Origin of the sequence: Paraburkholderia sp. GAS206C (assembly GCF_050435645.1) — a bacterium.
GTDB lineage: Bacteria > Pseudomonadota > Gammaproteobacteria > Burkholderiales > Burkholderiaceae > Paraburkholderia > Paraburkholderia phenazinium_B.
The window spans coordinates 327200-352123 of record NZ_JBNDKR010000003.1 but is presented as its reverse complement, the minus strand read 5'-3'; the positions used below and the strand labels follow the sequence as shown (position 1 = coordinate 352123).

21 protein-coding genes, 2 pseudogenes and 1 riboswitch are annotated in these 24924 nt (G+C 62.8%); of the genes and pseudogenes, 17 read left to right on the top strand and 6 right to left on the bottom strand.

Annotated elements, in window-relative coordinates; all coding sequences use genetic code 11:
- Positions 1-50: 50 nt before the first annotated feature.
- Both P3T20_RS09920 and P3T20_RS09915 read right to left on the bottom strand, forming a co-directional pair.
- Positions 51-1415: an MFS transporter gene (locus tag P3T20_RS09920; protein ID WP_429286795.1), complete on the bottom strand. Its 1365-nt coding sequence runs from the start codon at positions 1413-1415 to the stop codon at positions 51-53.
- 99 nt (positions 1416-1514) lie between these two features.
- Positions 1515-3152: a gamma-glutamyltransferase family protein gene (locus P3T20_RS09915; protein WP_074263414.1), complete on the bottom strand. Its 1638-nt coding sequence runs from the start codon at positions 3150-3152 to the stop codon at positions 1515-1517.
- A 293-nt stretch (positions 3153-3445) separates the two neighbouring features.
- Between P3T20_RS09915 and P3T20_RS09910 the strand changes: the two genes are divergently transcribed.
- Both P3T20_RS09910 and P3T20_RS09905 read left to right on the top strand, forming a co-directional pair.
- The gene (locus P3T20_RS09910) at positions 3446-4225 is read left to right on the top strand and encodes a DeoR/GlpR family DNA-binding transcription regulator (protein WP_074263413.1); all 780 of its coding nucleotides are present in this window, start codon (positions 3446-3448) and stop codon (positions 4223-4225) included.
- A 357-nt stretch (positions 4226-4582) separates the two neighbouring features.
- On the top strand, positions 4583-4780 hold the full coding sequence (locus tag P3T20_RS09905; RefSeq protein WP_166660794.1) for a hypothetical protein: 198 nt from the start codon (positions 4583-4585) through the stop codon (positions 4778-4780).
- Positions 4781-5011: 231 nt separating this feature from the next.
- Here P3T20_RS09905 and P3T20_RS09900 read toward each other — a convergent pair whose 3' ends face one another.
- The gene (locus P3T20_RS09900) at positions 5012-5386 is read right to left on the bottom strand and encodes a hypothetical protein (protein ID WP_429286794.1); all 375 of its coding nucleotides are present in this window, start codon (positions 5384-5386) and stop codon (positions 5012-5014) included.
- A 177-nt stretch (positions 5387-5563) separates the two neighbouring features.
- Here P3T20_RS09900 and glpD point away from each other — a divergent pair, with 177 nt between their 5' ends.
- The 4 genes from glpD to P3T20_RS09880 all read left to right on the top strand — a co-directional run bounded on the left by glpD (position 5564) and on the right by P3T20_RS09880 (position 10461).
- Complete coding sequence (glpD, locus tag P3T20_RS09895) at positions 5564-7129, top strand: glycerol-3-phosphate dehydrogenase (RefSeq protein WP_429286977.1); 1566 nt, start codon at positions 5564-5566, stop codon at positions 7127-7129.
- Between the two features lie 250 nt (positions 7130-7379).
- A complete protein-coding gene (glpK, locus tag P3T20_RS09890; RefSeq protein WP_429286793.1) occupies positions 7380-8879 on the top strand; it encodes a glycerol kinase GlpK in 1500 nt (499 codons plus the stop codon).
- A 70-nt stretch (positions 8880-8949) separates the two neighbouring features.
- Entirely contained in the window at positions 8950-9657 is a 708-nt protein-coding gene (locus tag P3T20_RS09885; RefSeq protein ID WP_074263408.1) for an MIP/aquaporin family protein, read from the top strand.
- 117 nt (positions 9658-9774) lie between these two features.
- On the top strand, positions 9775-10461 hold the full coding sequence (locus tag P3T20_RS09880; protein ID WP_074263407.1) for an HAD family hydrolase: 687 nt from the start codon (positions 9775-9777) through the stop codon (positions 10459-10461).
- Positions 10462-10568: 107 nt separating this feature from the next.
- Here P3T20_RS09880 and ribB read toward each other — a convergent pair whose 3' ends face one another.
- The 3 genes from ribB to P3T20_RS09865 form a co-directional block, all read right to left on the bottom strand.
- On the bottom strand, positions 10569-11288 hold the full coding sequence (gene ribB / locus P3T20_RS09875) for a 3,4-dihydroxy-2-butanone-4-phosphate synthase (RefSeq protein WP_429286792.1): 720 nt from the start codon (positions 11286-11288) through the stop codon (positions 10569-10571).
- A gap of 143 nt (positions 11289-11431) precedes the next feature.
- Positions 11432-11613: riboswitch (FMN riboswitch) on the bottom strand.
- A 99-nt stretch (positions 11614-11712) separates the two neighbouring features.
- A complete protein-coding gene (locus P3T20_RS09870) occupies positions 11713-12396 on the bottom strand; it encodes a helix-turn-helix domain-containing protein (RefSeq protein ID WP_074263405.1) in 684 nt (227 codons plus the stop codon).
- Between the two features lie 146 nt (positions 12397-12542).
- Positions 12543-13718, bottom strand: coding sequence for an MFS transporter (locus P3T20_RS09865; RefSeq protein WP_429286791.1), 1176 nt, complete (start codon positions 13716-13718; stop codon positions 12543-12545).
- A 37-nt stretch (positions 13719-13755) separates the two neighbouring features.
- Between P3T20_RS09865 and P3T20_RS09860 the strand changes: the two genes are divergently transcribed.
- From P3T20_RS09860 to glyS, 11 genes and pseudogenes are all read left to right on the top strand, one after another.
- The gene (locus tag P3T20_RS09860; protein ID WP_429286790.1) at positions 13756-13959 is read left to right on the top strand and encodes a hypothetical protein; all 204 of its coding nucleotides are present in this window, start codon (positions 13756-13758) and stop codon (positions 13957-13959) included.
- Between the two features lie 310 nt (positions 13960-14269).
- The gene (gene miaB, locus P3T20_RS09855; protein WP_429286789.1) at positions 14270-15643 is read left to right on the top strand and encodes a tRNA (N6-isopentenyl adenosine(37)-C2)-methylthiotransferase MiaB; all 1374 of its coding nucleotides are present in this window, start codon (positions 14270-14272) and stop codon (positions 15641-15643) included.
- A gap of 34 nt (positions 15644-15677) precedes the next feature.
- A complete protein-coding gene (locus P3T20_RS09850; protein WP_074263402.1) occupies positions 15678-16748 on the top strand; it encodes a PhoH family protein in 1071 nt (356 codons plus the stop codon).
- 66 nt (positions 16749-16814) lie between these two features.
- Complete coding sequence (gene ybeY / locus P3T20_RS09845) at positions 16815-17276, top strand: rRNA maturation RNase YbeY (RefSeq protein WP_429286788.1); 462 nt, start codon at positions 16815-16817, stop codon at positions 17274-17276.
- 34 nt (positions 17277-17310) lie between these two features.
- Positions 17311-17982 carry a gamma-glutamylcyclotransferase gene (locus P3T20_RS09840; RefSeq protein WP_429286787.1) on the top strand — a complete coding sequence of 224 codons (672 nt, stop codon included), beginning with the start codon at positions 17311-17313 and terminating at the stop codon, positions 17980-17982.
- Between the two features lie 294 nt (positions 17983-18276).
- The gene (locus P3T20_RS09835; RefSeq protein WP_074263399.1) at positions 18277-19173 is read left to right on the top strand and encodes an HlyC/CorC family transporter; all 897 of its coding nucleotides are present in this window, start codon (positions 18277-18279) and stop codon (positions 19171-19173) included.
- A 31-nt stretch (positions 19174-19204) separates the two neighbouring features.
- Complete coding sequence (lnt, locus tag P3T20_RS09830; protein ID WP_074263398.1) at positions 19205-20875, top strand: apolipoprotein N-acyltransferase; 1671 nt, start codon at positions 19205-19207, stop codon at positions 20873-20875.
- Positions 20876-20978: 103 nt separating this feature from the next.
- A pseudogene (locus P3T20_RS09825) lies at positions 20979-21224 on the top strand (type II toxin-antitoxin system RelE/ParE family toxin); the annotation flags it as partial.
- Positions 21217-21538: pseudogene (locus P3T20_RS09820) on the top strand (helix-turn-helix domain-containing protein). The pseudogenes P3T20_RS09825 and P3T20_RS09820, both read left to right, overlap by 8 nt.
- A 207-nt stretch (positions 21539-21745) precedes the next feature.
- A complete protein-coding gene (gene glyQ, locus P3T20_RS09815) occupies positions 21746-22753 on the top strand; it encodes a glycine--tRNA ligase subunit alpha (protein ID WP_074263397.1) in 1008 nt (335 codons plus the stop codon).
- Between the two features lie 15 nt (positions 22754-22768).
- A complete protein-coding gene (gene glyS, locus P3T20_RS09810; protein WP_074263396.1) occupies positions 22769-24874 on the top strand; it encodes a glycine--tRNA ligase subunit beta in 2106 nt (701 codons plus the stop codon).
- Positions 24875-24924 lie beyond the last annotated feature (50 nt).

The window sequence follows — 24924 nt, the reverse complement described above, 5'->3', positions numbered from 1 at the left end:
CGGGGGGGTGGCAATGCCTCAGAGCACGCGGAGGCGCCGCCCGGCAAGCCTTAGGAGGAATACAGCAGGGCTTTGTCGCGCCCGGCATGGCGCCTGCGCCACGCGACGATCACCAGCGACAACCCGGAAAGCAGCGCCGCAATCAGCACGTAATAACTTGGCGCGAGCTTGTCGCCGGTCAAATGAATGAAGGTTTCGACGATCGTCGGTGAGAAGCCGCCGAAGACGGTCACGCCGATGCTGTAAGCGATCGAAAGGCCGGTCGAGCGCACATGGGTTGGGAAGATCTCGGACATCAGAGCCGGCATCGGACCGGAGTAAGCCGCCTTGAGGATGCCGGATGTGCCCTGCAGCAGCAACAGCCAGCCGACCGTGGGGTAGCTCTGAAGCAGTGCGAACATTGGATAGATCAGCAGGCCCATCAGGATCGATGTGCCCAGCATGATGCGGATCCGGCCGATGCGATCGGACCACGCGCCCATCACCGGCGAAAGGATCAGCTGCAGCCCGCCATTGAGCACCACAGCGCCGAACGATACGGCCGCCGGCATGTGCAACTGTTTCACGGCGTACATGGGCATGTAGAGTTGCAGCACGTACACGCCTACCGTCGATTGGGCGACGATGCCGATCGCGAGAAGCAGGTTCACCCATTGGCTGCCGAACGACGCGGTTGGGTCAGCTGCTGCGGCGGCGGCCGTATCGCGCTGCCGGCGCATCGCCAGAAACTCGGGCGTCTCATCCAGATGCGAGCGGATGTAATAGCCAATCGGCCCAATTAGCACACCGAACAGGAACGGAATGCGCCAACCCCAGTTGCCCAGATGCTCGGGCGACATCCACGCGGTAAGCATCGAGCCGAACGCGGCCGCGAGAATCGCCGCAAGCCCCTGACTCGCGAACTGCCAGCTCGCGTAGTAGCCGCGCTTCGTGGGGCTATGCTCGACCATGAAGGCCGTCGCGCTGCCGAACTCGCCGCCCACGGCAAAACCTTGCACGAGCCGCGCGACCAGGATCAACACCGGCGCGGCAAGCCCGATCATGGCGTACGGCGGCATCACGGCCATCGTCAGGGTGCCGACCATCATCAGCGCAATGGCCAGCGTCAGCGCCGCCTTGCGGCCTTTGCGGTCCCCGTAGATGCCGAGCACCACCGCGCCGATCGGGCGCATCAAAAAAGAGATGCCGAAGGTGGCGATGGCGAGCAGCGTCGACAGCCACTCGTCGTGCATTGGAAAGAACTGCTTCGCGATGATGCCGGCGAAGTAGCCATAGACCGAAAAGTCAAACCATTCGAGCGCATTGCCGACCGACGACGAAAAGATAATGCGCCTGATCATCCCTTTCGACATCGGCGGGGCAGCGGAGTCCGGGGAAACCGCCGCGGCGTCAACGGGCGAAGCGATATCGTTCATGATCGGCTCTACAGGAAGCGCGAGGCCGCCCAGGCTGGATCGTTACCCAAGGCACCTCGCGTGCAACGACACGCTTGAAGACTGACGCAGCTACTACGCTCAGAAGCCGGCTGCGAGGCCGTCGCGACGGCTGTCGCTCGCCGCCACATAGCCGCGGTCCGGATCGTTGCGATCGAGTTTCCAGATGTACTGGCCGGAGCCGAAGTCCATGTACGGATCGTCGACCGACTTGATCGTATGGCCGAGGTTTTCGAGTGCGCGCGCGGTGTTCGCGTCGAGCGTCGCTTCGATGTCGATGGTGAAGTCGCGGTTCACCTTCCAGCGGGGTGCATCGCAAGCAGCCTGCGGTTGCTGGCCGTAGTCGAGCATCCGTACGATGGATTGCAGATGGCCCTGCGGCTGCATATCGCCGCCCATCACGCCGAAGCTCATCACCGCTTCCTGCTTGCCGTCGACCTGTTGCGTGAGGAAGGCCGGGATGATCGTATGGAACGGCCGCTTGCCGCCTTCGACGACGTTCGGCGACTTCGGATCCATCGAAAAACCGCAGCCGCGGTTCTGCATCGAAATGCCGCTATCCGGCACGACGATGCCCGAGCCGAAGCCCATGTAGTTCGACTGGATGAAGCTCACCATCATGCCGTTCTCGTCGGCGGCGGACATGTAGATCGTGCCGCCCGCTTTCGGCATGCCGAAGTCGAACTGCGTGGCGCGCTTCGGATCGATCAGCCTGGCCCGCTCGGTGAGATATGCGTCGTCGAGCATCTGCTCGGGCGTCACGTCCATGGAACGCGGGTCCGCAACATAGCGGTAGACGTCGGCGAACGCCAGCTTCATTGCTTCGATCTGCAGGTGCTGCGATTCGACGTTGTCGAGCGCGAGCGAAGCCACATCGAACTTCTCGAGGATGCCGAGGGCGATCAGCGCAGCGATGCCCTGGCCGTTCGGCGGAATCTCATGCACCGTGTAGCCGCGATAGTCCTTGCCGATCGGCTCGACCCAATCCGCGCGGTAATTGCGCAGGTCGTTCGCGGTCATGGCGCCGCCGCACTCGCGCGAGAACGCGGCGATCCGCTCGGCGATTTCGCCTTCGTAGTAGGCGCGCGGACCCTGTTCGGCCAGCTTGCGCAACGTCTTCGCATGGCCGGGGAAGCGCACCAGCTCGCTCACTTCCGGCGCCCGGCCGCGCGGCATGAAGGTCTGCGCAAAGCCCGGCAGATCCTTCAGCTCCGGGATAGCCGCGGCCCACTTGTAGGCCACGATGCTCGCCACCGCATGGCCGCGCTCGGCGATCTCGATGGCGGGTTCCATCAGATCGGCGAACGGCAGCGTACCGAATTTCTCGTGCAAGGCTTCCCAGCCGGCAATCACCCCCGGTACCGTCACCGCATCCCAGCCGCGCTTGGGCTGCTTCGCGAGACCGTTTTCTTCACCGTACTTGCGCTTGAAGTAGTCCACGTTCCACGCCGCCGGCGACACGCCCGACGCGTTCAGCCCGTGCAGCTTCGCGCCATCCCACACCAGCGCGAACGCGTCGCTGCCCAGGCCGCAGGAGACGGGCTCCACGACCGTGATGGCCGCCGCAGCCGCGATTGCCGCGTCGACGGCATTGCCGCCCTTCCACAACATGCGCAGTCCGGCTTGGGCTGCGAGCGGATGCGAAGTCGAAACGATGTTGCGCGCGAATACGGGCAGACGCGGCGTCGGATAGGGGTTTTGCCAGTTGAAGCGGGTCATGTAGGAGACTCTCGGAAAGCGCGGCCCAGCGCAGAAGATCCGCCGGAACCACTAGAAACGCGTCACAAAGGAATCGACGATTGCAGCGCGAACCGGCAGAAAAAACAAATTCATTTATCAAATGAATAAATGCAGAAATATGCTGAATATGTCGGCCGAGATCTTATGCATGTTGCGTAGGTTGGCGGACAACCCGGCACTTGGTCTTACAATAGCTCACCGTTTCCACCATTGCTCGCTCCAGGCGCTGGCTGCCTCACCCGGCGCCAACGCCAACACTTGACCCGAGACACATGACCCGAGACCCCCGCCTGACCCTCAACGCACGTCAACAGGAACTGCTCGAGTGGGTGCAACGCGACGGCTTCGTGACCGTGGATGACCTGGCTGCCCATTTCGACGTCACTCCGCAAACCATCCGGCGCGACGTGAACTGGCTGGCCGATATGAACCTGCTGCGTCGCTACCACGGCGGTGCGAGCCTGCCGACCAGCTCCGAAAACGTCTCGTACACCGCGCGGCAACGGATGTTCCACGACGAGAAGCGGCGCATCGCAGCGCTCGTCGCCACGCATATTCCCGATCAGGCATCCCTCTTTATCAACCTCGGCACGACCACGGAAGAGGTGGCGCGGGCGCTGAACCGCCATCGCGGGCTGCGCGTGATCACCAACAACCTCAACGTTGCCAGCATGATGAGCGGCTATCCGGAATCCGAGGTGCTGGTGACCGGTGGCATTGTGCGGCCTTGGGACAAGGGGATCGTCGGCGAACTGGCGATCGACTTCATTCGCCAGTTCAAGGTAGATTTCGCGATCATCGGCACCTCGAGCATTGAAAGCGACGGCACGCTGCGCGATTTCGATACGCGTGAAGTGCGGGTGGCCGAGGCGATCATCGAGCACGCGCGCACTGTGTTTCTCGCCTCCGATCACTCCAAGTTCGGCCGCCCGGCGCTGGTCCGCCAGGGTCATCTGAACCAGATCGACGCGCTCTTCACCGACAAGGCGCCGCCGGCCGACATGACGGAGACGCTGGCCAACGCGGGCACTCAAGTCTATATCGCGGAGTGACGCGTGGAGGACGGCAATCCTCCGAACGCCGTATGGCCGAATCCGCCAGGCGCGCGACGCCACGGCGTTTTGCTGCAACGCACGCAAAACCTCGCGTGAAATCAAGGATTTGCCCGCCAATCCAGACCGCTTCTTCGGTCTCGAATTGTCAAATGGAAAATTTTCAGGGGACGATTTGGCGTTCAGCGTGCGGTTGACTACACTCCAGTTCCCCGACGCTATTTTCGTGCCGCGTCGGCGGTGAAACGCTGTTACTCCCGCCCGATCCTGTAGCGGATCGCGCTGCGCCCCGCCGCCCCGGCCGGCCAGCCAGTCGCCTCAAAGGCAGTCCGCATTACGCTTGACATGGAGAGAACGATGCTGAGTCCGCATGAATTCGCCACGTTGTTGCTCGTCAAGGATGCTCCCCACCAGGTTGACATGGATCGGGAGGAGCTGGATGCGCTGTTCGAACGACAGCTCGTGCAACTCGAGAAGCTCGCCTCCGGCCTCAAGCAATGGCGCGTCACCGACATCGGCGACACGGCAATCCGGGCCATCAAGCGTCTGTCCTAATGCCCCACCATGGCCATGCGCCGAGTTGCCCCGGCGCGTGATCTCCCAGCAAGGTGAATCCGACGGATATCGTCTGATGTTCGAATTCGAGCATTCGAATCATCATGCGCGTCTCACCACCTCGCCTCATACGGCTGCGAAGTGACCACTCACAGTGTGGTCCCGCCTTGAAGATAGAGGCTGAGGCGCGTCTGATTGAACGCCTCCAGCCTAGCCGCGCACAAACTCCCTTCAACCGCTACGCAGAGTCGGGTCGACCGCTGCCCGCCAGCTAACCGCCTTCGCACGCTGGTCCAGAAAGAACGCCACCCACTGATTGCGCGCTTGCGGGTCGCTGCTCGAGCCGAGCGTCGTGTAGTTCTGCGCGATCGCGGTCTGGAACGAGCAATAATCCGCCGTCGATACTTTGCCGCGCCGATTGGCAACGTACGCATCATAGAAAGTCGTATAAACCGACTGCGCATCGTTGCCGTAGTTGACCGGCGCCGCATTGCACATCTGCTGCAGCGCCGCGAACGACGGCGCGCCCATGCTGCCACTCAGGCTCGGCGTACCCACACATCCGGCCAGCAACGCCGCCGCTCCCGCTACCCAAAGTCTCCGCATGTCTCACCTCGATATGGCTATTGCTACGAGTATCGTCGGTGCCGCCGCGTTACGCTACTACCTAGGAAACCGGATCACGAAACTCGAACTTTACTTTTTCGATTTTGTTCATTAAAGTTCGAAAACGAACACTATCGGTTCGATAGCATTTCATCCATGACGCAGGGGACACAGCAGGTGACGCAAGGCTCTAGATACGATTTGCTCGTGGTGGGCGGCGGGATCAACGGCGCCGGCATCGCACGCGACGCCGCGGGGCGCGGCCTGTCTGTCTTGCTCTGCGAACAGGACGACCTGGCGGCGCATACGTCGTCGGCGAGTACCAAACTGATCCATGGCGGTCTGCGCTATCTCGAGTACCGCGAATTCGGCCTCGTGCGCAAGGCGCTGCAGGAACGCGAGACCCTGTTGCGCGCCGCACCGCACATCATGTGGCCGCTGCGCTTCGTGATGCCGCACATGCCAAACCTGCGGCCGGCATGGATGATCCGCGCGGGCCTGTTCCTTTACGATCATCTCGCCCGGCGCGAACTGCTGCCGCCCTCGCGCGGTATCGACATGCGCCGCCATCCGGCCGGCGCACCGCTGATCGAATCGATCAAGCGCGGTTTCGTGTACTCGGACGGCTGGGTCAACGACGCGCGCCTCGTCGTGCTGAATGCGCTCGACGCGCAGGAACACGGCGCCACCATCCTCACGCGCACCAAGCTCATCAATGCCGTGCGCGCTGGCGGCGAATGGCACGCGCAACTGCGTCGCGACGACGGCACGCAACTGGACGTGCGCGCCTGTGCAATTGCAAATGCCGCAGGCCCGTGGGTAGGCGAACTGCTGCACGGCGCGCTCGGCCGCGAAGCGAACCATAGCGTGCGCCTCGTCAAGGGCAGCCACATCGTCACGCCGCGCCTGTTCGAACACGATCACGCGTACATCTTCCAGAATCCGGACAAGCGGATCATCTTCGCGATTCCGTACGAGCACGACTACACGCTGATCGGCACCACGGACATCGAATACCACGACGACCCGGCGAAGGTAGCGATCAACGCCGACGAGACGCAGTACCTTTGCGATTCGATCAACCGCTATTTCAAACAGCAGATTTCGCCGAAGGACGTGCGCTGGACCTACTCGGGCGTGCGTCCGCTGCTCGAGGAAGAAGGTGCGGACAATCCGTCCGCCGTCACGCGCGACTACCGGCTCGAACTCGATGCACCCGCAGGTGAAGCGCCGTTGCTGTCGGTGTTCGGCGGCAAGATCACGACGTTCCGCAAGCTCGCGGAAGAAGCCGTCGACGAACTCGGTCGCGCGCTGCGGAATCCGGCTCCGGCCTGGACGGCCGGTGCAGCGCTGCCGGGCGGCGATATCCCGCAAGCGAATTTCGAGCGCTTCGTCACGCAGTTCAAGCAGCAGAACGCCTGGCTGCCCGCCGACCTCGCGTATCGCTACGGCCGCGCATACGGCACGCGCGCGAGGCACGTGATCGGTCAGGCACGCTCGCTTGAAGACCTCGGCCGCGCCTTCGCTCCAGGTCTGTACGAAGCCGAGCTGCGCTATCTGCGCGACGTCGAATGGGCTCGCAGCGCGCAAGACGTGTTGTGGCGCCGCTCGAAGCTCGGCCTGCATGTCGAGCCGGGCACACTGGAAAGCGTCACAAAGGACATCGACGGCTGGTTTGCCAGCGCTCCCGCGCCGCTCGAGCGCGCGGCACTCGGGCAAGCTCCGGCGAGTCAGCAAGCATAGGCACGGACAGGCATGGTCAAGCGCGTCAGCACGCACCAGAACCAGTAAGCACAACCAGGCACCGACAAGCCCATCACGCCCAACGCAGGCGTGATCAGTACAAGCCACCGATAACACCGTATTCCGGCATGCGGATCGAGATCGGCACACCGGAGTGCACGAAGCCACGGCAGTTGCAGCAGCCCAGAACAACAAGCCGTTCCCATCGCCGGATCACCGTTCCGGCGACTCATAACATGGAGAAGAGACAATGCAGGATCAGTACATACTTGCGCTCGACCAGGGCACAACCAGCTCGCGCGCGATGCTTTTCGACCGTCAGGGCAACGTCGTCTCGACGGCTCAGAAGGAATTCCAGCAGATCTATCCGCGTCCGGGCTGGGTCGAACATGACCCGCAGGAAATCTGGTCAACCCAGGCAGGCGTCGCGGCCGAGGCTGTCACGCGTGCGGGGATGAACGGCACGTCGATTGCCGCCATCGGCATCACCAACCAGCGCGAGACGACGATTGTCTGGGACCGCGAAACCGGCCATCCGATCTACAACGCGATCGTCTGGCAAGACCGCCGCACCGCCGACTTCTGCGACGAACTGAAAGCCCAAGGTCTTGAAGAGAAAGTCCGTGCGAAGACCGGTCTGCCGATCGACTCGTATTTCTCGGCGACGAAAATCCGTTGGATTCTCGATAACGTCGAAGGTGCTCGCGAAAAAGCCAAGCAAGGGCGTCTCGCATTCGGCACCGTCGACAGTTGGCTGGTGTGGAATTTCACCAAGCACGGCCTGCACGTCACCGACGTCACTAACGCATCGCGCACGATGCTCTTCAACATCCACACGCTGCAATGGGACGACGAGCTGCTTCAGGCGCTCGACATTCCGCGCAGCATGCTGCCGGAAGTACGTGCATCGTCGGAAGTGTACGGTCCGACCAAGACCACGGTGTTCGCCTCGAAGATCCCGCTCGCCGGCATTGCGGGCGACCAGCACGCCGCGCTGTTCGGCCAGATGTGCACGCGCTCGGGCATGGTGAAAAACACCTACGGCACAGGCTGCTTCCTCGTGATGAACACCGGCGACAAGCCGATCGAATCGAAGAACAACCTGGTCACGACGATTGCCTGGCAGATCGGCGATCAGGTCAACTACGCGCTCGAAGGCAGCATCTTTATCGCGGGCGCGGTGGTGCAGTGGCTGCGTGACGGGCTCGGCATCATCAGGAGTGCCGCAGACATCGAAACGCTCGCCCGCACGGTGCCGCATGGCGACGGTGTGTATCTCGTACCGGCCTTCGCGGGCCTCGGCGCTCCGCACTGGAACGCACGCGCACGTGGCACGCTGTTCGGCGTGACGCGCGGCACGACCTCGGCGCACATCGCGCGCGCTGCACTCGATTCGATCGCCTATCAATCGCTCGACGTGCTGAAGGCGATGGAAGCCGACTCGGGCATCCGCATCGACGAACTGCGCGTCGACGGCGGCGCCTGCGCGAACAATCTGCTGATGCAGTTTCAGGCAGACATTCTCGGCGTCGACACCGTGCGCCCGAAGGTCAGCGAGACCACGGCGCTGGGCGCGGCGTATCTGGCGGGTCTCGCGGTTGGCTACTGGAAGGACGTGAACGAGCTGCAGAGCCAGTGGGCACTGGATCGCCGTTTCACGCCGGATATGGAGCCGCGCGAGGTCAAGGACAATCTGGCCGGCTGGCAACGCGCGGTGCGCGCCGCCAAAGCGTGGGCCGATACGCCTTGACTCACTAGCGCTACGAGGCCGTATCCGAGGCGGCCTCGGCAACTAACAAATATATTATGGAGAACATATCATGTCACCTTACATTGCCGAATTTATCGGCACAGCGATGCTCGTCCTGCTTGGCAACGGGGCGGTCGCGAACGTGTTGCTGGCACGCACCAAGGGCAAGGGCGCGGACCTGATCGTCATCGTTATGGGCTGGGCGATGGCGGTCTTCATCGCCGTCTTCATGACAGCATCGTTCAGCGGCGCCCACCTGAATCCGGTCGTGACGATCAGCCTCGCGCTGGCCGGCAAGTTCGCCTGGAGCAAGGTAGCCGGTTATATCGCCGCACAGATGCTGGGCGGGATGGCAGGTGCGGGACTCGTGTGGATGGCCTACCGGCAGCACTTCGAAAAGGAAGAGGATGCCGACATCAAGCTGGGTGTGTTCTGCACGGCGCCGGCTATCCGCAGTGCCCCGCATAACTTCCTGACCGAAATGATCTGCACGTTTGTGCTGATTCTTGGCGTGTTGTACCTGGCGTCGCCGCAAGTGGGCCTCGGTGCGCTGGATGCATTGCCGGTCGGCCTGCTGGTTCTCGGTATCGGCATTTCGCTCGGCGGCCCGACGGGGTATGCGATGAGCCCGGCGCGCGATCTGTCGCCGCGTCTGATGCACGCATTGCTGCCGATCCCTAACAAGCGCGATAGCGACTGGCGCTATGCATGGGTGCCAGTGCTAGGCCCGCTCGCGGGCGGTGCGGCTGCCGCCTGGATCTACCTGCACGTGCATTGATCTCCGTACCGGACAGAAGCGGCCGGGGCGCGCAGACGGCGCCAAAGCACGTATCATGATGCTTTCGGTTTGCGCACGGCCCGAAACGTCCACGCGCCCCTCGCTCCCTGTTCCAGCATGCTCGATCATCTTATTTGCGATTGCGACGGCGTTCTCGTCGACAGCGAAGTTATCGCTGACCACGTTATCCTCGAAACGCTGTCCGCCACTTTCCCCGGCCTCGACTTCGCCAGCGTCATGCAAACGGCGTTCGGCCAGCAGACCTCGCGCTTTCTCCAAGGCATCGAGGCGTCGTTCGGCATCACCATGCCGAACGATTTTCTCGAGACGATCGACCATAACGTCGAGCTGGCGTTGAGCTCAAAGCTTACTGCCGTGGGCGGCGTGCGCGATGCGCTACAACGCGTGACGCTGCCGGCGGCGGTCGTATCGAATAGCCGCATGAAGCGGGTGCAGGCTTCGGTGAAGCGCGCCGGGTTGCAGCAGGTGTTCGGCGAGCGTGTTTTCAGCGCCGAACAGGTGGCGAGACCCAAGCCCTACCCCGATGTGTATCTGTTCGCGGCGCAGCAGTTGGGCGTGGAGCCGGCGAGGTGCCTGGTGGTCGAAGACAGCGTCGCCGGGTTGAATGCGGCGCGCGCAGCGGGTATGAAGACGATCGCCTTCGTCGGCGCGAGTCATATTCCCGATGGCTATGCCGATGCGCTACGCAAGATGGGCATCACGCGCATCATGGAGCATATGGATGAACTGCCAGCGCTCGTTGAAGCAGGCGTGCGCGGCGAGTTTGGGGACGTGCAGTCGTAAGAACAATGCGGGTAGTGAAGCGGACGGCTGATCAACTATCTGTGCCGGACCCGCGCTCAACACACGCACGCCCGGCACGTCCCGCTCATCCTTCAATTACGCCGAACTCACACCTCGTCCGCGCAGCACTCACGCGCCGCAGCCAGCGCTTCACGGAATTCCACCAGTTCGGCAATCGTCAGCAACGGCAGATTGTGTTGCGCCGCGAAGCGCTCCACATCCGCGCCGCGCGTCATCGTGCCGTCGGCGTTCATCAATTCGCATAGCACGCCGGCAGGCTTGAGGCCGGCGAGAATCGCCAGATCCACCGTGCCTTCCGTATGACCGCGCCGCGCGAGCACGCCGCCGGGCGTCGCGCGCAGCGGAAACACATGGCCGGGGCGGACAATGTCGGCCGGCTTCGCCGTATCGGCAATCGCCGCACGAATCGTCGTGACGCGATCGGCGGCGGAGACGCCCGTCGTCACGCCTTCACGCGCTTCGATCGAGACCGTAAACGCAGTGCCGTGACGGCTCTCGTTGTTCACAGCCATGGGCGGCAGCTCAAGTGCACGGATCTTGTCGTCGGGCAGGCACAGGCACACGATCCCGCTGCACTCGCGGATCAGCAGCGCCATCGTTTCGTTGGTAAGACGCTCGGCAGAGACGATCAGGTCGGCTTCGTTCTCGCGGTCGTGGTCATCCTGCAGGACAACGGCGCGGCCATCGCGCATGGCTTGCAACGCAGCGGCGATGCGCGGCGGAACCGGTTCGGCGGCAAGCAGGGGGAGATCGGCGAACGCATCTTCCGCGAACGTCGAAGGGGCAGGAAAAGTAGTCAAGGACATTTGAAACGCTCTCGCAAAAGTTGGGCGAAAAACGTTTCAGGGCATTGCAAACAGGCAGCACTCGCCCCGCCGGACGTTCGCACAGAACGCCCACACCCTGCCCAGACCATCGGGCAGCGCAACGGGAACTGACATGACTATCTGCACATCTTCTTCCATCCGGACTGTGACCGTCGGCTCTGGCATCGCACCAGATCTGCTGACCCCACTGTACCTGTCGATTCTCCCGAAAGGTTACTCGTGGGCGCTCGCGGGCTCGCAGGAAGCGCGATTGCGCTGCCTGCATACCGCCGGTGGGGAATTTCACCCCGCCCTGAAGACGCACTGATTGCCGGAAAATCCGGCAGATGAAGCATACAACAGCCGCACGCGATCTGCAGCGCAGCGGCTATGAGCCAGAACGACGCCGCGAGGCGTCACTGCATCAAACCGGTGCCGCATGCCGCGCCGCATCGTGCGGCACGTCCCAGCGCGGCGGCGTTTCCGCATTCAACGTGACGCGAAATGCGCGCGCCTCGGTGTCGCCGGGGTTGCGCAGCGTGTGCGGCTGATCGGCGTCGAAGACGATCGCGTCGCCGGTAGCGAGCAACTGCCGCTGATCGTGAACGCTCACCTCCAGCGTGCCCTCGCTCACTACCAGATTGACCGTCGTCCCGGGCGCGCGACGCACACCCGGTTCGGTATGCAGTGGCGCGATACGCAATTCGTGGAATTCGGCGGTGGCGGGTTCCGCGTCGGGATACAGCGGCCGCGCGGAATAGCGCCCGTTCGAGCTGACGAGGCGGGTCGCCTTGTCAGCCGGCAGATGCTCGAAGCCGTTGGTCGCATGGCGCCGCAAGAACGCGGCGACCGAGACTTTCAGTGCTGCCGCGACCTTGCACAGCACTTTAATCGACGGCACGCTGCGGGCCGACTCGATCTGCGCCAGCATGGCGCGCGATACCCCCGAAGCACGGGCCAGCGCGTCGAGCGACAGTTGCCGCTCGGCCCGCAAACGGGCCAGATTGACACCGACCAGATGTTCCAGCGCATCCAACGGCTCCGCGGCGCGCGGCCCATCGTGTGCATCGAGCGCGTCATCGCGAACCAGCGCAAGCGGTGAATTCATGAGTGCCTCCAGTAGCGCCGCCAGATGGCGGAGCAAAGGGTTAGTGGAGGCAAGATAGCATTGCGATTCGCTGCGCCCAACGAAGTTATCTTCACACTGTTATCAGTATTGCGGAGGACGGTTCCCGCAAAGCTTGTGCGAAATTATCATATGGCTTCGCCACAGGCTACGCGCCGGGCCGCCGGGACATCCATGCGAGCCGCGATCCACGTCAACAGCAGCGCTGCGATCGACACCGCCGCGGCCACCCAGGGCAGCGCATCCAGGCCGAGGCCATGGCCGATGGCCAGCCCGCCAAGCCACGCACCGCCGGCGTTTCCCACGTTGAACGCGCCGATGTTCAGCGTCGAGGCCAGATTCGGCGCGGCGCTCGCCTTTTCGACCACCCGCATCTGCAGTGGCGGCACCGTCGCAAAGGCAGCGATCCCCCAGACGAATATCGTCACCGCGGCGGCCACCTGCGAGTGACTGGTGCGTGTGAAGACGGCCATGACCACGGCGAGCGCCAGCAGAATCCCCATCAGTGAAGACATCAGCGCGCGGTCCGCGAGCTTGCCGCCCATCGTGTTGCCGAGCGTCAAGCCGGCGCCGAACAGGACCAGAATCAGCGTCACGCCACGAGGCGAGAAACCACTTACCTGTTCGAGAATCGGCGCGATGTAAGTGAACACGACGAACACGCCTCCGAATCCGACAACCGTCATCGCCAGCGCCATCCACACCTGGGGGTCCTTCAGGACGCGCACTTCGTGCATGAGGCCTACGGGCCCGGTGTCGTGCTTATTCGGCACCAGCGCCGCGATGCCTGCCAGCGAGGCTACGCCGAGTGCGGCGACGACCCAGAAGGCCATGCGCCAGCCAAACTCCTGGCCGATGAAGGTGCCGAGCGGCACGCCGAGCACATTGGCCAGCGTGAGGCCGGTGAACATCAGCGCAATCGCACTGGCGCGCTTTTCCTGCGGCACGAGCGACGCGGCGACCACCGCGCCAATGCCGAAGAATGAGCCGTGCGCAAACGACGTCACGACGCGCGCAATCATCAGCACCGAATAGCCCGACGCCACCGCGCACAGCACGTTGCCGACGATAAACACGCCCATCAGCAGTTGCAGCGCGAGCTTGCGCGGCATTTTGCTGGTGACCACCGCGAGCAGCGGCGCGCCGACTGCGACGCCAAGCGCATAACCGCTCACCAGCAGACCGGCCGACGGGATCGAAACGGACAGATCGCGCGCCACCTCGGGCAGCAATCCCATGATCACGAACTCGGTCGTGCCGATGGCAAAGGCGCTAATCGCTAGCGCGAGAAGGGGGATGGGCATCGCAAGACTCCAGATTTCAGTAAAGAGCGTGACGAACATGAAGCAAGGCCGTCACACATTCGACGACGACGACGCCCGGCGCGAGCGCGACAAACAGCTGGCATTCACCGGCGAGCGGTACTTCGGCGAGCTGGTAGCGCACCTCAACCGTGTGCAACCGGCCGAGCAGCACCTGTCACTCGGCGGTGACAATCGTGGCGTCACCGAGATGCATGACCAGGGTCGGTTTCGAGCCGGATAAGGGATTTCGACAGACGCATTCTCTCTGGCCAGCACCGCTTTGATAATTGGTCTAGCCTTTGAATAATTCTCAAATTAATGTTGAAAATCACGCTACGCCTCGGCCCGTCTAGGTACCTGTTGTTCAGCCGTCACCGCCGGAAACCCGCCCGCAGTGACGGGCTATAATGGTGGATTACGCTGTCGACGTGCTGCCAGGTCTCCCTAAGACTGCGTCCGGCCTCGCGCCACGCCCCGAGCCGCGCACGTTTTCGCCTCTCTTCACTTTTTAACGACGCCCCCAGATAAACCACTGCGACCGGCGAAATTCGATGACCAAGAAAGTTTATGTAAAGACCCACGGCTGCCAGATGAACGAGTACGACTCCGACAAAATGGTCGACGTACTCGGTGCGGCTGAAGGCCTCGTCAAGACCGACACCCCGGAAGACGCGGACATCATTCTCTTCAACACCTGCTCGGTGCGCGAAAAAGCGCAGGAAAAGGTCTTCTCCGAGCTCGGCCGCGCGCGCGAGCTGAAGGAAGCGAATCCGAACCTGATCATCGGCGTGGGCGGCTGCGTGGCGAGTCAGGAAGGCGCGTCGATCATTACCCGCGCTCCGTATGTGGATCTGGTGTTCGGCCCGCAAACCCTGCACCGTCTGCCGCAGATGATCGACAAGCGCCGCGAAAGCGGCCGTGCCCAGGTCGATATCTCGTTTCCGGAAATCGAAAAGTTCGACCATCTGCCGCCGGCCCGTGTCGACGGCCCGAGCGCCTTCGTCTCGATCATGGAAGGCTGCAGCAAGTACTGCAGCTACTGCGTCGTGCCGTACACGCGCGGTGAAGAAGTGTCGCGTCCGCTCGACGACGTGCTCACCGAAATCGCCGGTCTCGCCGATCAGGGCGTACGCGAGGTCACGCTGCTCGGACAGAACGTGAACGCCTATCGCGGCGCACTGACCATCGGTTCATCGGAGATCGCAGACTTCGCGACGCTGATCGAATACGTCGCGGATATCCCCGGCATCGAGCGCATCCGTTACACCACGTCGCATCCGAAGGAATTCACGCAGCGCCTGATCGATACGTACGCCAAGGTGCCGAAGCTGGTGAGCCATCTGCATCTGCCGGTGCAGCACGGCTCGGACCGCATCCTGATGGCCATGAAGCGCGGCTACACCGTGCTCGAATACAAATCGGTGATCCGCAAGCTGCGTGCGATCCGCCCGGACCTGTCGCTCTCTACCGATATGATCGTCGGCTTCCCCGGCGAGACCGAGGAAGATTTCGACAAGATGATGGCGCTGATTCACGAGATGAAGTACGACACCAGCTTCTCGTTTATCTACAGCCCACGCCCCGGCACGCCGGCGGCGAACCTGCACGACGAGACGCCGCGCGAAGTGAAGCTCAAACGGCTGCAACATTTGCAGGCCACGATCGAGGAAAACGTCGCGCGCATCAGCGAGTCGATGGTGGGCAAGGTCGAGCGTATTCTGGTCGAACGCCCGGCGCGCAAAGACCCGAACGAACTCGCCGGCCGCACCGAAAACAACCGCGTGGTGAATTTCCCGGTGCCATTGGCATCGCACGCGCGGCTGATTGGCCAGATGGTGGACGTGAAAATCGTACAAGCGTACCCACATTCGCTACGTGGCGAGCTCGTATTGGTTCACGACGACGCGCCCACAACCACCCATTAAGCGTACTGACTACCGACAGGATCGATCCAACGCCTTGAAGACCTCTCAGCAGCATCTGGAATTCACCGCACCGCGCGAAGATAACGCGCGGCTCGCCAACCTCTGCGGACCGCTCGACGAAAATCTGCGGCAGATCGAGCAGGCGCTCGACGTCACGCTGCAACGCCGCGGTCACCGTATCTCGATCCGCGGCCGGGGCGCGAAGCTCGCGCTCACCGCCCTCGAAAATTTCTACAACAACGCGCGCGATCCGCTGTCCGTGGACGATATCCAGCTTGCGCTGGTCGAAGCACGTCATCCGCCGCGCAAAAGCAGCAACGGCGCCAACGGCGGCGAAGGTCCGGACGCGCGCTTTCGCCACGACCCGGATCATCCGTTCGACGAACCGGCCGACACCGGCGAAGAAGACCTCGAAGCGCTCGGCCCGAAGCTGTACACGCGGCGTGCCGATCTGCGCGGCCGTACCCCGGCGCAACGTGAATATCTGAAGCAGATCATCGCGCACGACGTGACCTTCGGCATCGGGCCGGCCGGCACGGGCAAGACGTATCTGGCGGTGGCCTGCGCGGTGGATGCGCTGGAACGTGACCAGGTCAAACGCATTGTGCTGACGCGTCCGGCAGTGGAAGCGGGCGAGCGCCTGGGCTTCCTGCCGGGCGATCTTGCACAGAAGGTCGACCCGTATCTGCGTCCACTGTACGACGCGCTGTACGATCTGCTCGGCTTCGACAAAACCGCCAAGATGTTCGAGCGGCAGATGATCGAAATCGCGCCGCTCGCCTACATGCGTGGCCGCACGCTGAATCACGCGTTTATCATCCTCGACGAGGCGCAGAACACCACGCCCGAACAGATGAAAATGTTCCTGACGCGGATCGGCTTCGGCTCGAAGGCTGTGGTCACGGGCGACACGACCCAGGTCGACTTGCCGCGCGGCCACAAGAGCGGTCTGATCGAGGCACAGCAGGTGTTGTCGGACGTGCGCGGGATTGCCATGACGCGCTTTACCAGTGCCGACGTGGTGCGGCATCCGCTGGTGGCGCGCATCGTGGAGGCTTACGACGCGCACTCGCAGAAAAACGCCAATCCCGCCGACGCACGTTGAACCGGCCATGCCGTCACGTATTGAACGCCGCCTTCACCCGTTAAGCACGCAATAAAGCCCAGACGCATGAGCCGCACCCCGAAACTGACGTTGAACGTGCAATTCCCCGCCGCCAAGGCCTGGCCGGAGCACAAGGCGATTCTGCCGCGTGCGACGGTCGCCGGCTGGGTGAAGGCAGCTCTCTTCGCCGACGCGGAACTGACCGTGCGCTTCGTCGATGCCGAAGAGGGCCGCACGCTGAACCGCACCTATCGCGGCAAGGACTACTCGACCAATGTGCTTACCTTCGCTTACGCCGAATCGGAAGACGATCCGGTGACAGGCGATCTGATCCTGTGCTGTCCGGTGGTCGAGAAGGAAGCCGCCGAACAGGGCAAGACGCTGGCCGAGCACTATGCGCACCTTTTGGTGCACGGCACACTGCACGCGCAGGGCTACGATCACGAGGTCGAGGAAGAAGCGCAGGAAATGGAGGCGATCGAGACTGAGATCCTCGCCGCGCTCGGCTTCCGCGATCCCTATCTATAGACCCGAAACCGCACCAGGCCCGTAGGCCATTCCCGTGAGCGCCCCCTACCCCGTACCCGACGACCGACCGCCCTGCCCCGGCTATCCGCCCGAGCTGGGCGAATCGCGTCTGCTGACGGACGAGGAATTGCGCGCCTCACTCGACTGCACGCTGCGCGACTGGGACCGGAAAAGCGATCTGTGGCTGTTCGGCTATGGCTCGCTGATCTGGAATCCGGGCATGCCGACGGTCGAAGCGACGCGCTCCAAGGTGCACGGCTATCACCGCGGCCTGTACCTGTGGTCACGGGTGAACCGCGGTACGCCGGAACAACCGGGCCTCGTGCTGGCACTCGACCGAGGCGGCTCGTGCACCGGCATTGCCTTCCGGCTGGCCGCCGAGGGCGCGATGCCGCATCTGGAGGCGCTCTGGCGGCGGGAAATGGCGATGGGTTCGTACCGGCCCGCCTGGTTGCCGTGCAATCTCGCCGACGGCCGGCGCGTCGAGGCGCTCGCCTTCGTGATGCGCCGCGACGTGCCGTCCTACACCGGCAAACTGGCCGACGAGATCGTGCAGACCGTGTTCGGCTGCGCCTGCGGGCGCTACGGCACAACGCTCGACTACGTCAGTCGCACGGTCACCGCGCTGCGCGAGAGCGGCATGCCGGACCGCGCGCTGGAAGCGCTGCTGGCCCGTTGCCGCGAAGCGCAGAGCGACGGCGGCTGAATTGCCGAACGGTCGCGAACGGCCGTTCGCCCGGGACGCGTGCACCTCACCGCGAGCCCTGGGTTCGTGGCCCGGAACGTCTGAACCTCCAATTGGCCTTACACTGAGCTTGCGTCACGGATTTTTGCTCCATTGCCCTTTGGCCAGCGTTATCCGTTAGCATTGAACCAGGCCCTGCGCATGCGGTGCGCCCCGTTGTCCCCTGGCGAGGCCGCCGGGACACGGTCCTGCCATGTGCGTGGTGTATCCTTAACGCTCTGCAACAGCGCGCCCAGTCTTGCCGGGCGCACCACCATGAACGACACGTATCCCAGTCGACACCGAACTAGCGACAAACCACAGGAAAAACGCTCCCTGCTTGAGCGTCTGACCGACTTCATCTCGCCCGAGCCCGAATCCCGCGGCGAACTTCTGGAAATCCTGCAGGACGCGCACGAGCGCAACCTGATCGACGCAGATTCGCTGTCGATGATCGAGGGCGTTTTCCAGGTCTCCGAACTCTGCGCGCGGGACATCATGATTCCGCGCGCCCAGATGGACGCGATCAACATTGCGGAAACACCGGCGGAATTCATCCCTTTCCTGCTGGAAAAAGCGCACTCGCGCTATCCGGTCTTCGAAGGCAACCGCGACAACATCATCGGCGTGCTGCTCGCCAAAGACCTGCTGCGCTACTACGCAGAAGAAGAGTTCGACGTGCGCGGCATGCTGCGCCCCGCCGTGTTCATTCCGGAGTCCAAGCGCCTGAACGTGCTGCTGCATGACTTCCGCGTGAACCATAATCACATTGCGATCGTCGTGGATGAATACGGCGGCGTCGCGGGCCTCATCACGATTGAAGACGTGCTGGAGCAGATCGTCGGCGACATCGAGGACGAATACGATTTCGACGAGGAAAGCGGCAACATCATCGCCTCACCGGATGGCCGCTACCGCGTGCGTGCGCTGACAGAAATCGAGCAGTTCAACGAAGCGTTCAACACGCACTACTCCGACGACGAAGTCGACACGATCGGCGGGCTCGTCACGCATCACTTCGGGCGCGTGCCGCATCGCGGCGAGAAGGTGCGCATCGACGACCTGATCTTCGAGATCCTGCGCGGCGACGCGCGGCAGATTCACATGCTGCTGGTACGCCGCGATCCGCTCGCCGGCCAGCGCGAGCGCGACGCGCAGCACGTGCAGACCTGATCTCTTTCTTCCTCAAAACGACCGCGCAATAATGGCCGACCCGATTACTTCCCGTCTGCGCCGTGGCGTGACGTCCACGGCGGCGCAAGCGCCGGGCCGGACGTTGCCGCGGTGGCACTACCTCGTCGCACTGGTCGCCGGTGCCGCGAACACGCTCTCGTTCGCGCCGACGCCGCACGGCGGCTGGCTCGAAGTGGCGATCTTCGCGTTTTTCTTCGCGTGGCTCACGCGGACCACGGGATGGAAAAGCGCCGCGTTGACAGGCGGAGCGTTTGGCTTCGGCAACTTCGTCACGGGCGTGTGGTGGCTGTACGTCAGCATGCATGACTACGGCGGGATGTCGCCGCCGCTGGCCGCAGCGGCGCTGGTGCTGTTTTCGCTGTATCTCGCGGTGTATCCGGCTCTGGCTGCGGGGGTGTGGTCGTTTTGCGCTGGGCATGCGCAAAACGGCGCGCTCGACGACAAACCGTTTTCTCCTACTTGGCATGGCGCGTTTGCATTCGCCAGTGCGTGGGCGGTCAGCGAGTGGTTGCGCGGCTATGTGTTCACGGGGTTTCCTTGGCTTGCGAGCGGCTATCCGCAGGTCGACGGGCCGCTTGCAGGATTTGCACCAGTGGCGGGTGTGTACGGCGTGGGCTGGATGTTGGCGCTGGTTGCTGCGCTGATCGTGCAGGCGGTGGTGCGGGTGCGTGAGCCTGCAGAGCTGCGTAAGGGCGCGACGCGCGTGGCCCGGGTTGCGCCTGCCGCTGTTGTCGCAGTGGCATTGCTCGCGGCGGGCATGCTGCTGCCGTTGGCCACGTGGACGGTGCCGGCTAACGCACCGCTTAAAGTGAGGCTGCTGCAAGGCAACGTGAAGCAGGAGATGAAATTCGAGCAGGCCGGCATGGTTGCCGCCATCAACGAATATCAGCAGATGATTACCGCAAAGCCGGCGGACCTGGTCGTGACGCCGGAAACGGCGATTCCGGTGCTGATCCAGGAATTGCCGGTGCCGTTTGCTACCGCGGTTCGCAACTTCGTCGATTCGACCGGCACGTCGATCCTGTTCGGGGCGATTGGCGGCACCATCACGCCGGAAGGACGACTTGTCGACTACACGAACAGTACGTTCGGCATCACGCCGGGCTCGCGCGAGTTGTACCGCTACGATAAACATCATCTCGTGCCGTTCGGCGAATTCGTGCCGTGGGGTTTCCGCTGGTTTGTGAACCTGATGAATATTCCGCTTGGCGATTTCTCGCGCGGGGCGCCGGTGCAGAAGCCGTTCATGGTGCATAACCAGCCGGTTTCGGTTGATATCTGTTACGAGGATATTTTTGGCGAGGAGATCGCGAGGTCGATTCGGGAGAGCGATACGCCGGCTGGAGTGTTGGTTAACTCTACTAACCTTGCCTGGTTTGGTGACACGATCGCGCTGGATCAGCATCTGCAGATTGCACGGATGCGCTCGCTGGAGACGGGGCGGCCGATGTTGCGGGCTACTAACACTGGAATGACCGCTGCGATCGATGCGCACGGGAACGTGGTCGCGCGGCTGACACCTTTTACAGTTGGGTCGATTGATGTGACCGTGCAAGGGACGTCGGGGAATACGCCGTATGTGACGAGTGGGAATAATACCGTGCTGGCGGTTTCGCTCTTTTTGCTGGCGTTTGGGTTTGCGTTTGGGCCGGGGATACGGAAAAGGAGCGGAGGGGGCTAAACAAAGTGGCGCTCTGGTTGAAAAGAGCGCCATTTTTTTTGCCTGGATGTAGCGGAAATTTCAGCCCTCCTTTCAGCTCAATTCTCGTGACGCCGGTCGGGGCGACGACCTCGGTGGGCATGTCTGGAAGAAGCGTCTCGATAAAAACACGAGGCGTGGCGTTGTTGTCAATAAACTGGGCGATTTCTGGGTTTTCGTCTATCTGTTCGCGAAGAGCGATCGGGAAAACATTGACGACCGGGAATTGCGCGACTTCAAGAGGCTTGCTCGGGACTACGGCAATGCGAATGGTGCCGATGTTGATGAAATGTTGAGATCGAAGGAATTAGTGGAGATCTGCAATGGCTAAGACCCGATTCAGAAGTGATGCTTCGGAGGCGATTCACAGCGCGGCTTCCGGTCTGTATCGAGCGGAAGTCATCGATAAGAAAAACGATGCGTGAGTATGACGACCTGTGCATCGAGGAAGCACCCGCGTTCAATCCGAAGGATATTGTGCATATCCGCAAGGGGGTGATTGTCAGTCAGAGCGTGTTCGCGATGTATCTCAACACGACCGTGTCCACGGTGCGGCAATGGGAGCAGGGCGACAAGAAGCCGAGCGGAATCGCTGCGCGTATGCTCCAGCTCGTGCAAAAGAACGGTCTTGAGATTTTCGATTGATCTCTTGGGAGCTTAAGTAACAAAGGGCCGCAAATCTCGGCTCTTTGTGTTCCTATGACCGCCCCGCACAGCCAACCTCCCACCCCACCCCCAAAAACCCTCACCCCCCGCCCTTTCCGTTAAAATCTACCGTTTAGCACTTTGCTCCACGGCCGCCTCGCGCGCCCCGGCGCCAGCGGCGCGGCCTCCATGCCCGAAAGGCACTTCATGCTCACGTTTCAGCAAATCATCCTGACGCTGCAATCCTACTGGGACAAGCAGGGTTGCGCGCTGCTCCAGCCGATCGATATGGAAGTCGGCGCGGGCACCTCCCACGTCCACACGTTCCTGCGCGCGGTCGGCCCGGAACCGTGGCGCGCGGCCTACGTGCAGCCGTCGCGCCGCCCGAAGGACGGCCGCTACGGCGAGAACCCGAACCGTCTGCAGCACTATTACCAGTACCAGGTGGTGTTGAAGCCGGCGCCGGAAAACATCCTCGATCTGTACCTCGGCTCGCTCGAAGCGCTCGGTTTCGATCTGAAGCAGAACGACGTGCGCTTCGTGGAAGACGACTGGGAAAACCCGACGCTCGGCGCGTGGGGTCTCGGCTGGGAAGTCTGGCTGAACGGCATGGAAGTCACCCAGTTCACCTACTTCCAGCAAGTGGGCGGTCTGGACTGCAAGCCGGTGCTCGGCGAAATCACCTATGGGCTCGAACGCCTTGCCATGTATCTGCAGAAGGTCGAGAACGTCTACGACCTGGTGTGGACCGAGTGGGAAGAGCAAGGCCCGAACGGTCCTGAAATGCGGCGCCTCTCATACGGCGACGTGTATCACCAGAACGAAGTTGAGCAGTCCACTTACAACTTCGAGTACGCGAACACCGATCTCCTGTTCACGTTCTTCAACAGCTACGAAGCGGAAGCGAAGCGCATGATGGAAGTGCCGCTCGCACTGCCGGCGTACGAACTCGTGCTGAAGGCCGGCCACACGTTCAACCTGCTCGACGCGCGCGGCGCGATCTCGGTGACCGAGCGGGCGGCGTATATCGGCCGCATTCGTAACCTGTCGCGCCAGGTGGCGCAGGCTTATTACGAATCGCGCGAGAAGCTCGGCTTCCCGATGCTCGGCAATCCGGTGCACGGTGTGCCCGGCCTCACGACTGACGAACAGGACGCCGCGATGCCCGCCTGGGCGCCGCCGCTCAAAGTCGAACGCAAGATCGACGCGGACTGACGAGAATACCAACAGATGACTCATCCCCAACACGCCACCCTCCTCGTCGAACTGCTGACTGAGGAATTGCCGCCCAAGGCGCTCGCGCGTCTCGGTGACGCCTTCGCCGAAGGGATCGCCCAGCGCCTCGCCGCGCGCGACCTGATCGAAGGCGAACTGTCGTTCGAACGCTATGCCACGCCGCGCCGTCTCGCCGTCACGATCAGGAATGTTCGCGACGTTGCGCCGGAAAAGCAAGTGCGGGAAAAAGTGCTGCCGGTGTCTGTTGCGCTCGATAAAGACGGCCAGCCGACCGCGCCGCTCGCCAAGAAACTCGCCGCGCTAGGCTTCGCCGATTTCTCGGTGAGCGATCTCGAGCGTGCATCGGACGGCAAGGCCGAAGCGTTTTTCCTGCGCTATACCGCCCCCGGCGCGACGCTCGCCGAAGGTCTGCAAGCTGCATTGGATGAAACGCTGACCGTCTCGAAGCTGCCGATTCCCAAGGTGATGACATACCAGCGTCCGGACGGTACCAACATCCAGTTCGTGCGCCCCGCGCAGCGGCTCACCGCCCTGCACGGTGAACAGGTCGTGCCGGTTACAGCACTCGGTATCGACTCCGACGACACCACGCTCGGCCACCGCTTCCTGTCCGAAGGCTTCGTGCAGATCCAGCACGCCGACACGTACGCAGAGACGCTGCGTCACAAGGGCCACGTGGTCGCGAGCTTCGCGGATCGCAAGGAAACCATCCGCACGCACCTGCTCGCACAAGCCGAGGGTGACCAGGTCGTGATGCCTGAAGCGTTGCTCGACGAAGTGACCTCGCTGGTCGAATGGCCGGTGGTGTACACCTGCCGTTTCGAGGACGAGTTCCTGCAAGTGCCGCAGGAATGTCTGATCCTGACCATGCAGACAAACCAGAAATACTTCGCGCTGACCGATGCCAACGGCAAGCTGCGCTCGCGCTTCCTGATTGTTTCGAACATCGAAACCGCGACGCCGGGCGACATCATCGAAGGCAATGAGCGCGTGGTACGTCCGCGTCTGGCCGATGCGAAGTTCTTCTTCGAGCAGGACAAGAAGAAACCGCTCGCCGACCGTGTGCCGCTGCTCGCCAACGTCGTGTATCACAACAAGCTCGGCTCGGCGCTGCAACGCGTCGAACGCGTCGAAGCGCTGGCGGGTGCAATCGCCACATTGATCGGTGCGGATGTCGCGCTCGCCAGGCGTGCCGCCCTGCTCGCCAAGGCCGACCTGATCACCGACATGGTCGGCGAATTCCCCGAGCTGCAAGGCACGATGGGCACGTACTACGCGCGCCACGACGGCGAGCCGGAAGAAGTCGCGCTGGCCTGCTCGGAACACTATCAGCCGCGCTTCTCCGGCGACGCGTTGCCGGCCACGGCAACCGGCACGGTCGTCGCGCTGGCAGACAAGCTCGAAACGCTGGTGGGCATCTGGGGCATCGGTCTGCAACCGACCGGCGAGAAAGACCCGTTCGCGCTGCGCCGTCATGCGCTCGGCGTGCTGCGGATCCTCGTCGAGAAGCAGTTGCCGGTCGACCTCGTCGAACTGCTGCGCACCACCTACGCGCAGTTCGCCGCCGTGCCGAACGTCGCCGATTCGACCCAGGCCATCTACGATTTCTGCATGGACCGTCTGCGCGGCCTGCTGCGCGAGCGTGGCTACTCCGCCGGTGAAATCGACGCAGTGCTGGCGCTGAACCCGACGCGACTCGATGACATCGTCGCGCGTCTCGATGCAGTGCGCGAGTTCTCTGCTCTCAACGAAGCAGCCTCGCTCGCCGCGGCAAACAAGCGCATTTCGAATATCCTGAAGAAGTCGGACGGCGCGCCGGCGGCCGGTGTGCAAGTTAATCTGCTGCAGGAAGCGGCGGAAAAAGCCTTGTACGCGCAGCTCGAACAGGTGGCGCCGCGCGTCCAGTCGCAACTGGCGGCACATGATTACACGGGTGCGCTGACAGCGCTTGCTGCGTTGCGCGAACCGGTCGACACTTTCTTCAACGACGTGATGGTCAACGCTGAAGACCCAGCGTTGCGGGCTAACCGTCTGGCCTTGCTCGGCGCACTGCATCAGCAGATGAATTGCGTCGCCGACATTTCCAGACTCGCAGCCTGATCGCCGGACAATCGCTGAACAACCGACAAACAAGCTGCGCAACCAGGCGC

What these genes read in the sequence shown, in the direction of transcription:
- P3T20_RS09920 (WP_429286795.1), bottom strand. Translation starts at nt 1,415, where the DNA reads ATGAACGATATCGCTTCGCCCGTTGACGCCGCGGCGGTTTCCCCGGAC.
- P3T20_RS09915 (WP_074263414.1), bottom strand. Translation starts at nt 3,152, where the DNA reads ATGACCCGCTTCAACTGGCAAAACCCCTATCCGACGCCGCGTCTGCCC.
- P3T20_RS09910 (WP_074263413.1), top strand. Translation starts at nt 3,446, where the DNA reads ATGACCCGAGACCCCCGCCTGACCCTCAACGCACGTCAACAGGAACTG.
- P3T20_RS09905 (WP_166660794.1), top strand. Translation starts at nt 4,583, where the DNA reads ATGCTGAGTCCGCATGAATTCGCCACGTTGTTGCTCGTCAAGGATGCT.
- P3T20_RS09900 (WP_429286794.1), bottom strand. Translation starts at nt 5,386, where the DNA reads ATGCGGAGACTTTGGGTAGCGGGAGCGGCGGCGTTGCTGGCCGGATGT.
- glpK (WP_429286793.1), top strand. Translation starts at nt 7,380, where the DNA reads ATGCAGGATCAGTACATACTTGCGCTCGACCAGGGCACAACCAGCTCG.
- P3T20_RS09885 (WP_074263408.1), top strand. Translation starts at nt 8,950, where the DNA reads ATGTCACCTTACATTGCCGAATTTATCGGCACAGCGATGCTCGTCCTG.
- P3T20_RS09880 (WP_074263407.1), top strand. Translation starts at nt 9,775, where the DNA reads ATGCTCGATCATCTTATTTGCGATTGCGACGGCGTTCTCGTCGACAGC.
- ribB (WP_429286792.1), bottom strand. Translation starts at nt 11,288, where the DNA reads ATGTCCTTGACTACTTTTCCTGCCCCTTCGACGTTCGCGGAAGATGCG.
- P3T20_RS09870 (WP_074263405.1), bottom strand. Translation starts at nt 12,396, where the DNA reads ATGAATTCACCGCTTGCGCTGGTTCGCGATGACGCGCTCGATGCACAC.
- P3T20_RS09865 (WP_429286791.1), bottom strand. Translation starts at nt 13,718, where the DNA reads ATGCCCATCCCCCTTCTCGCGCTAGCGATTAGCGCCTTTGCCATCGGC.
- P3T20_RS09860 (WP_429286790.1), top strand. Translation starts at nt 13,756, where the DNA reads ATGAAGCAAGGCCGTCACACATTCGACGACGACGACGCCCGGCGCGAG.
- miaB (WP_429286789.1), top strand. Translation starts at nt 14,270, where the DNA reads ATGACCAAGAAAGTTTATGTAAAGACCCACGGCTGCCAGATGAACGAG.
- ybeY (WP_429286788.1), top strand. Translation starts at nt 16,815, where the DNA reads ATGAGCCGCACCCCGAAACTGACGTTGAACGTGCAATTCCCCGCCGCC.
- P3T20_RS09835 (WP_074263399.1), top strand. Translation starts at nt 18,277, where the DNA reads ATGAACGACACGTATCCCAGTCGACACCGAACTAGCGACAAACCACAG.
- lnt (WP_074263398.1), top strand. Translation starts at nt 19,205, where the DNA reads ATGGCCGACCCGATTACTTCCCGTCTGCGCCGTGGCGTGACGTCCACG.
- glyQ (WP_074263397.1), top strand. Translation starts at nt 21,746, where the DNA reads ATGCTCACGTTTCAGCAAATCATCCTGACGCTGCAATCCTACTGGGAC.
- glyS (WP_074263396.1), top strand. Translation starts at nt 22,769, where the DNA reads ATGACTCATCCCCAACACGCCACCCTCCTCGTCGAACTGCTGACTGAG.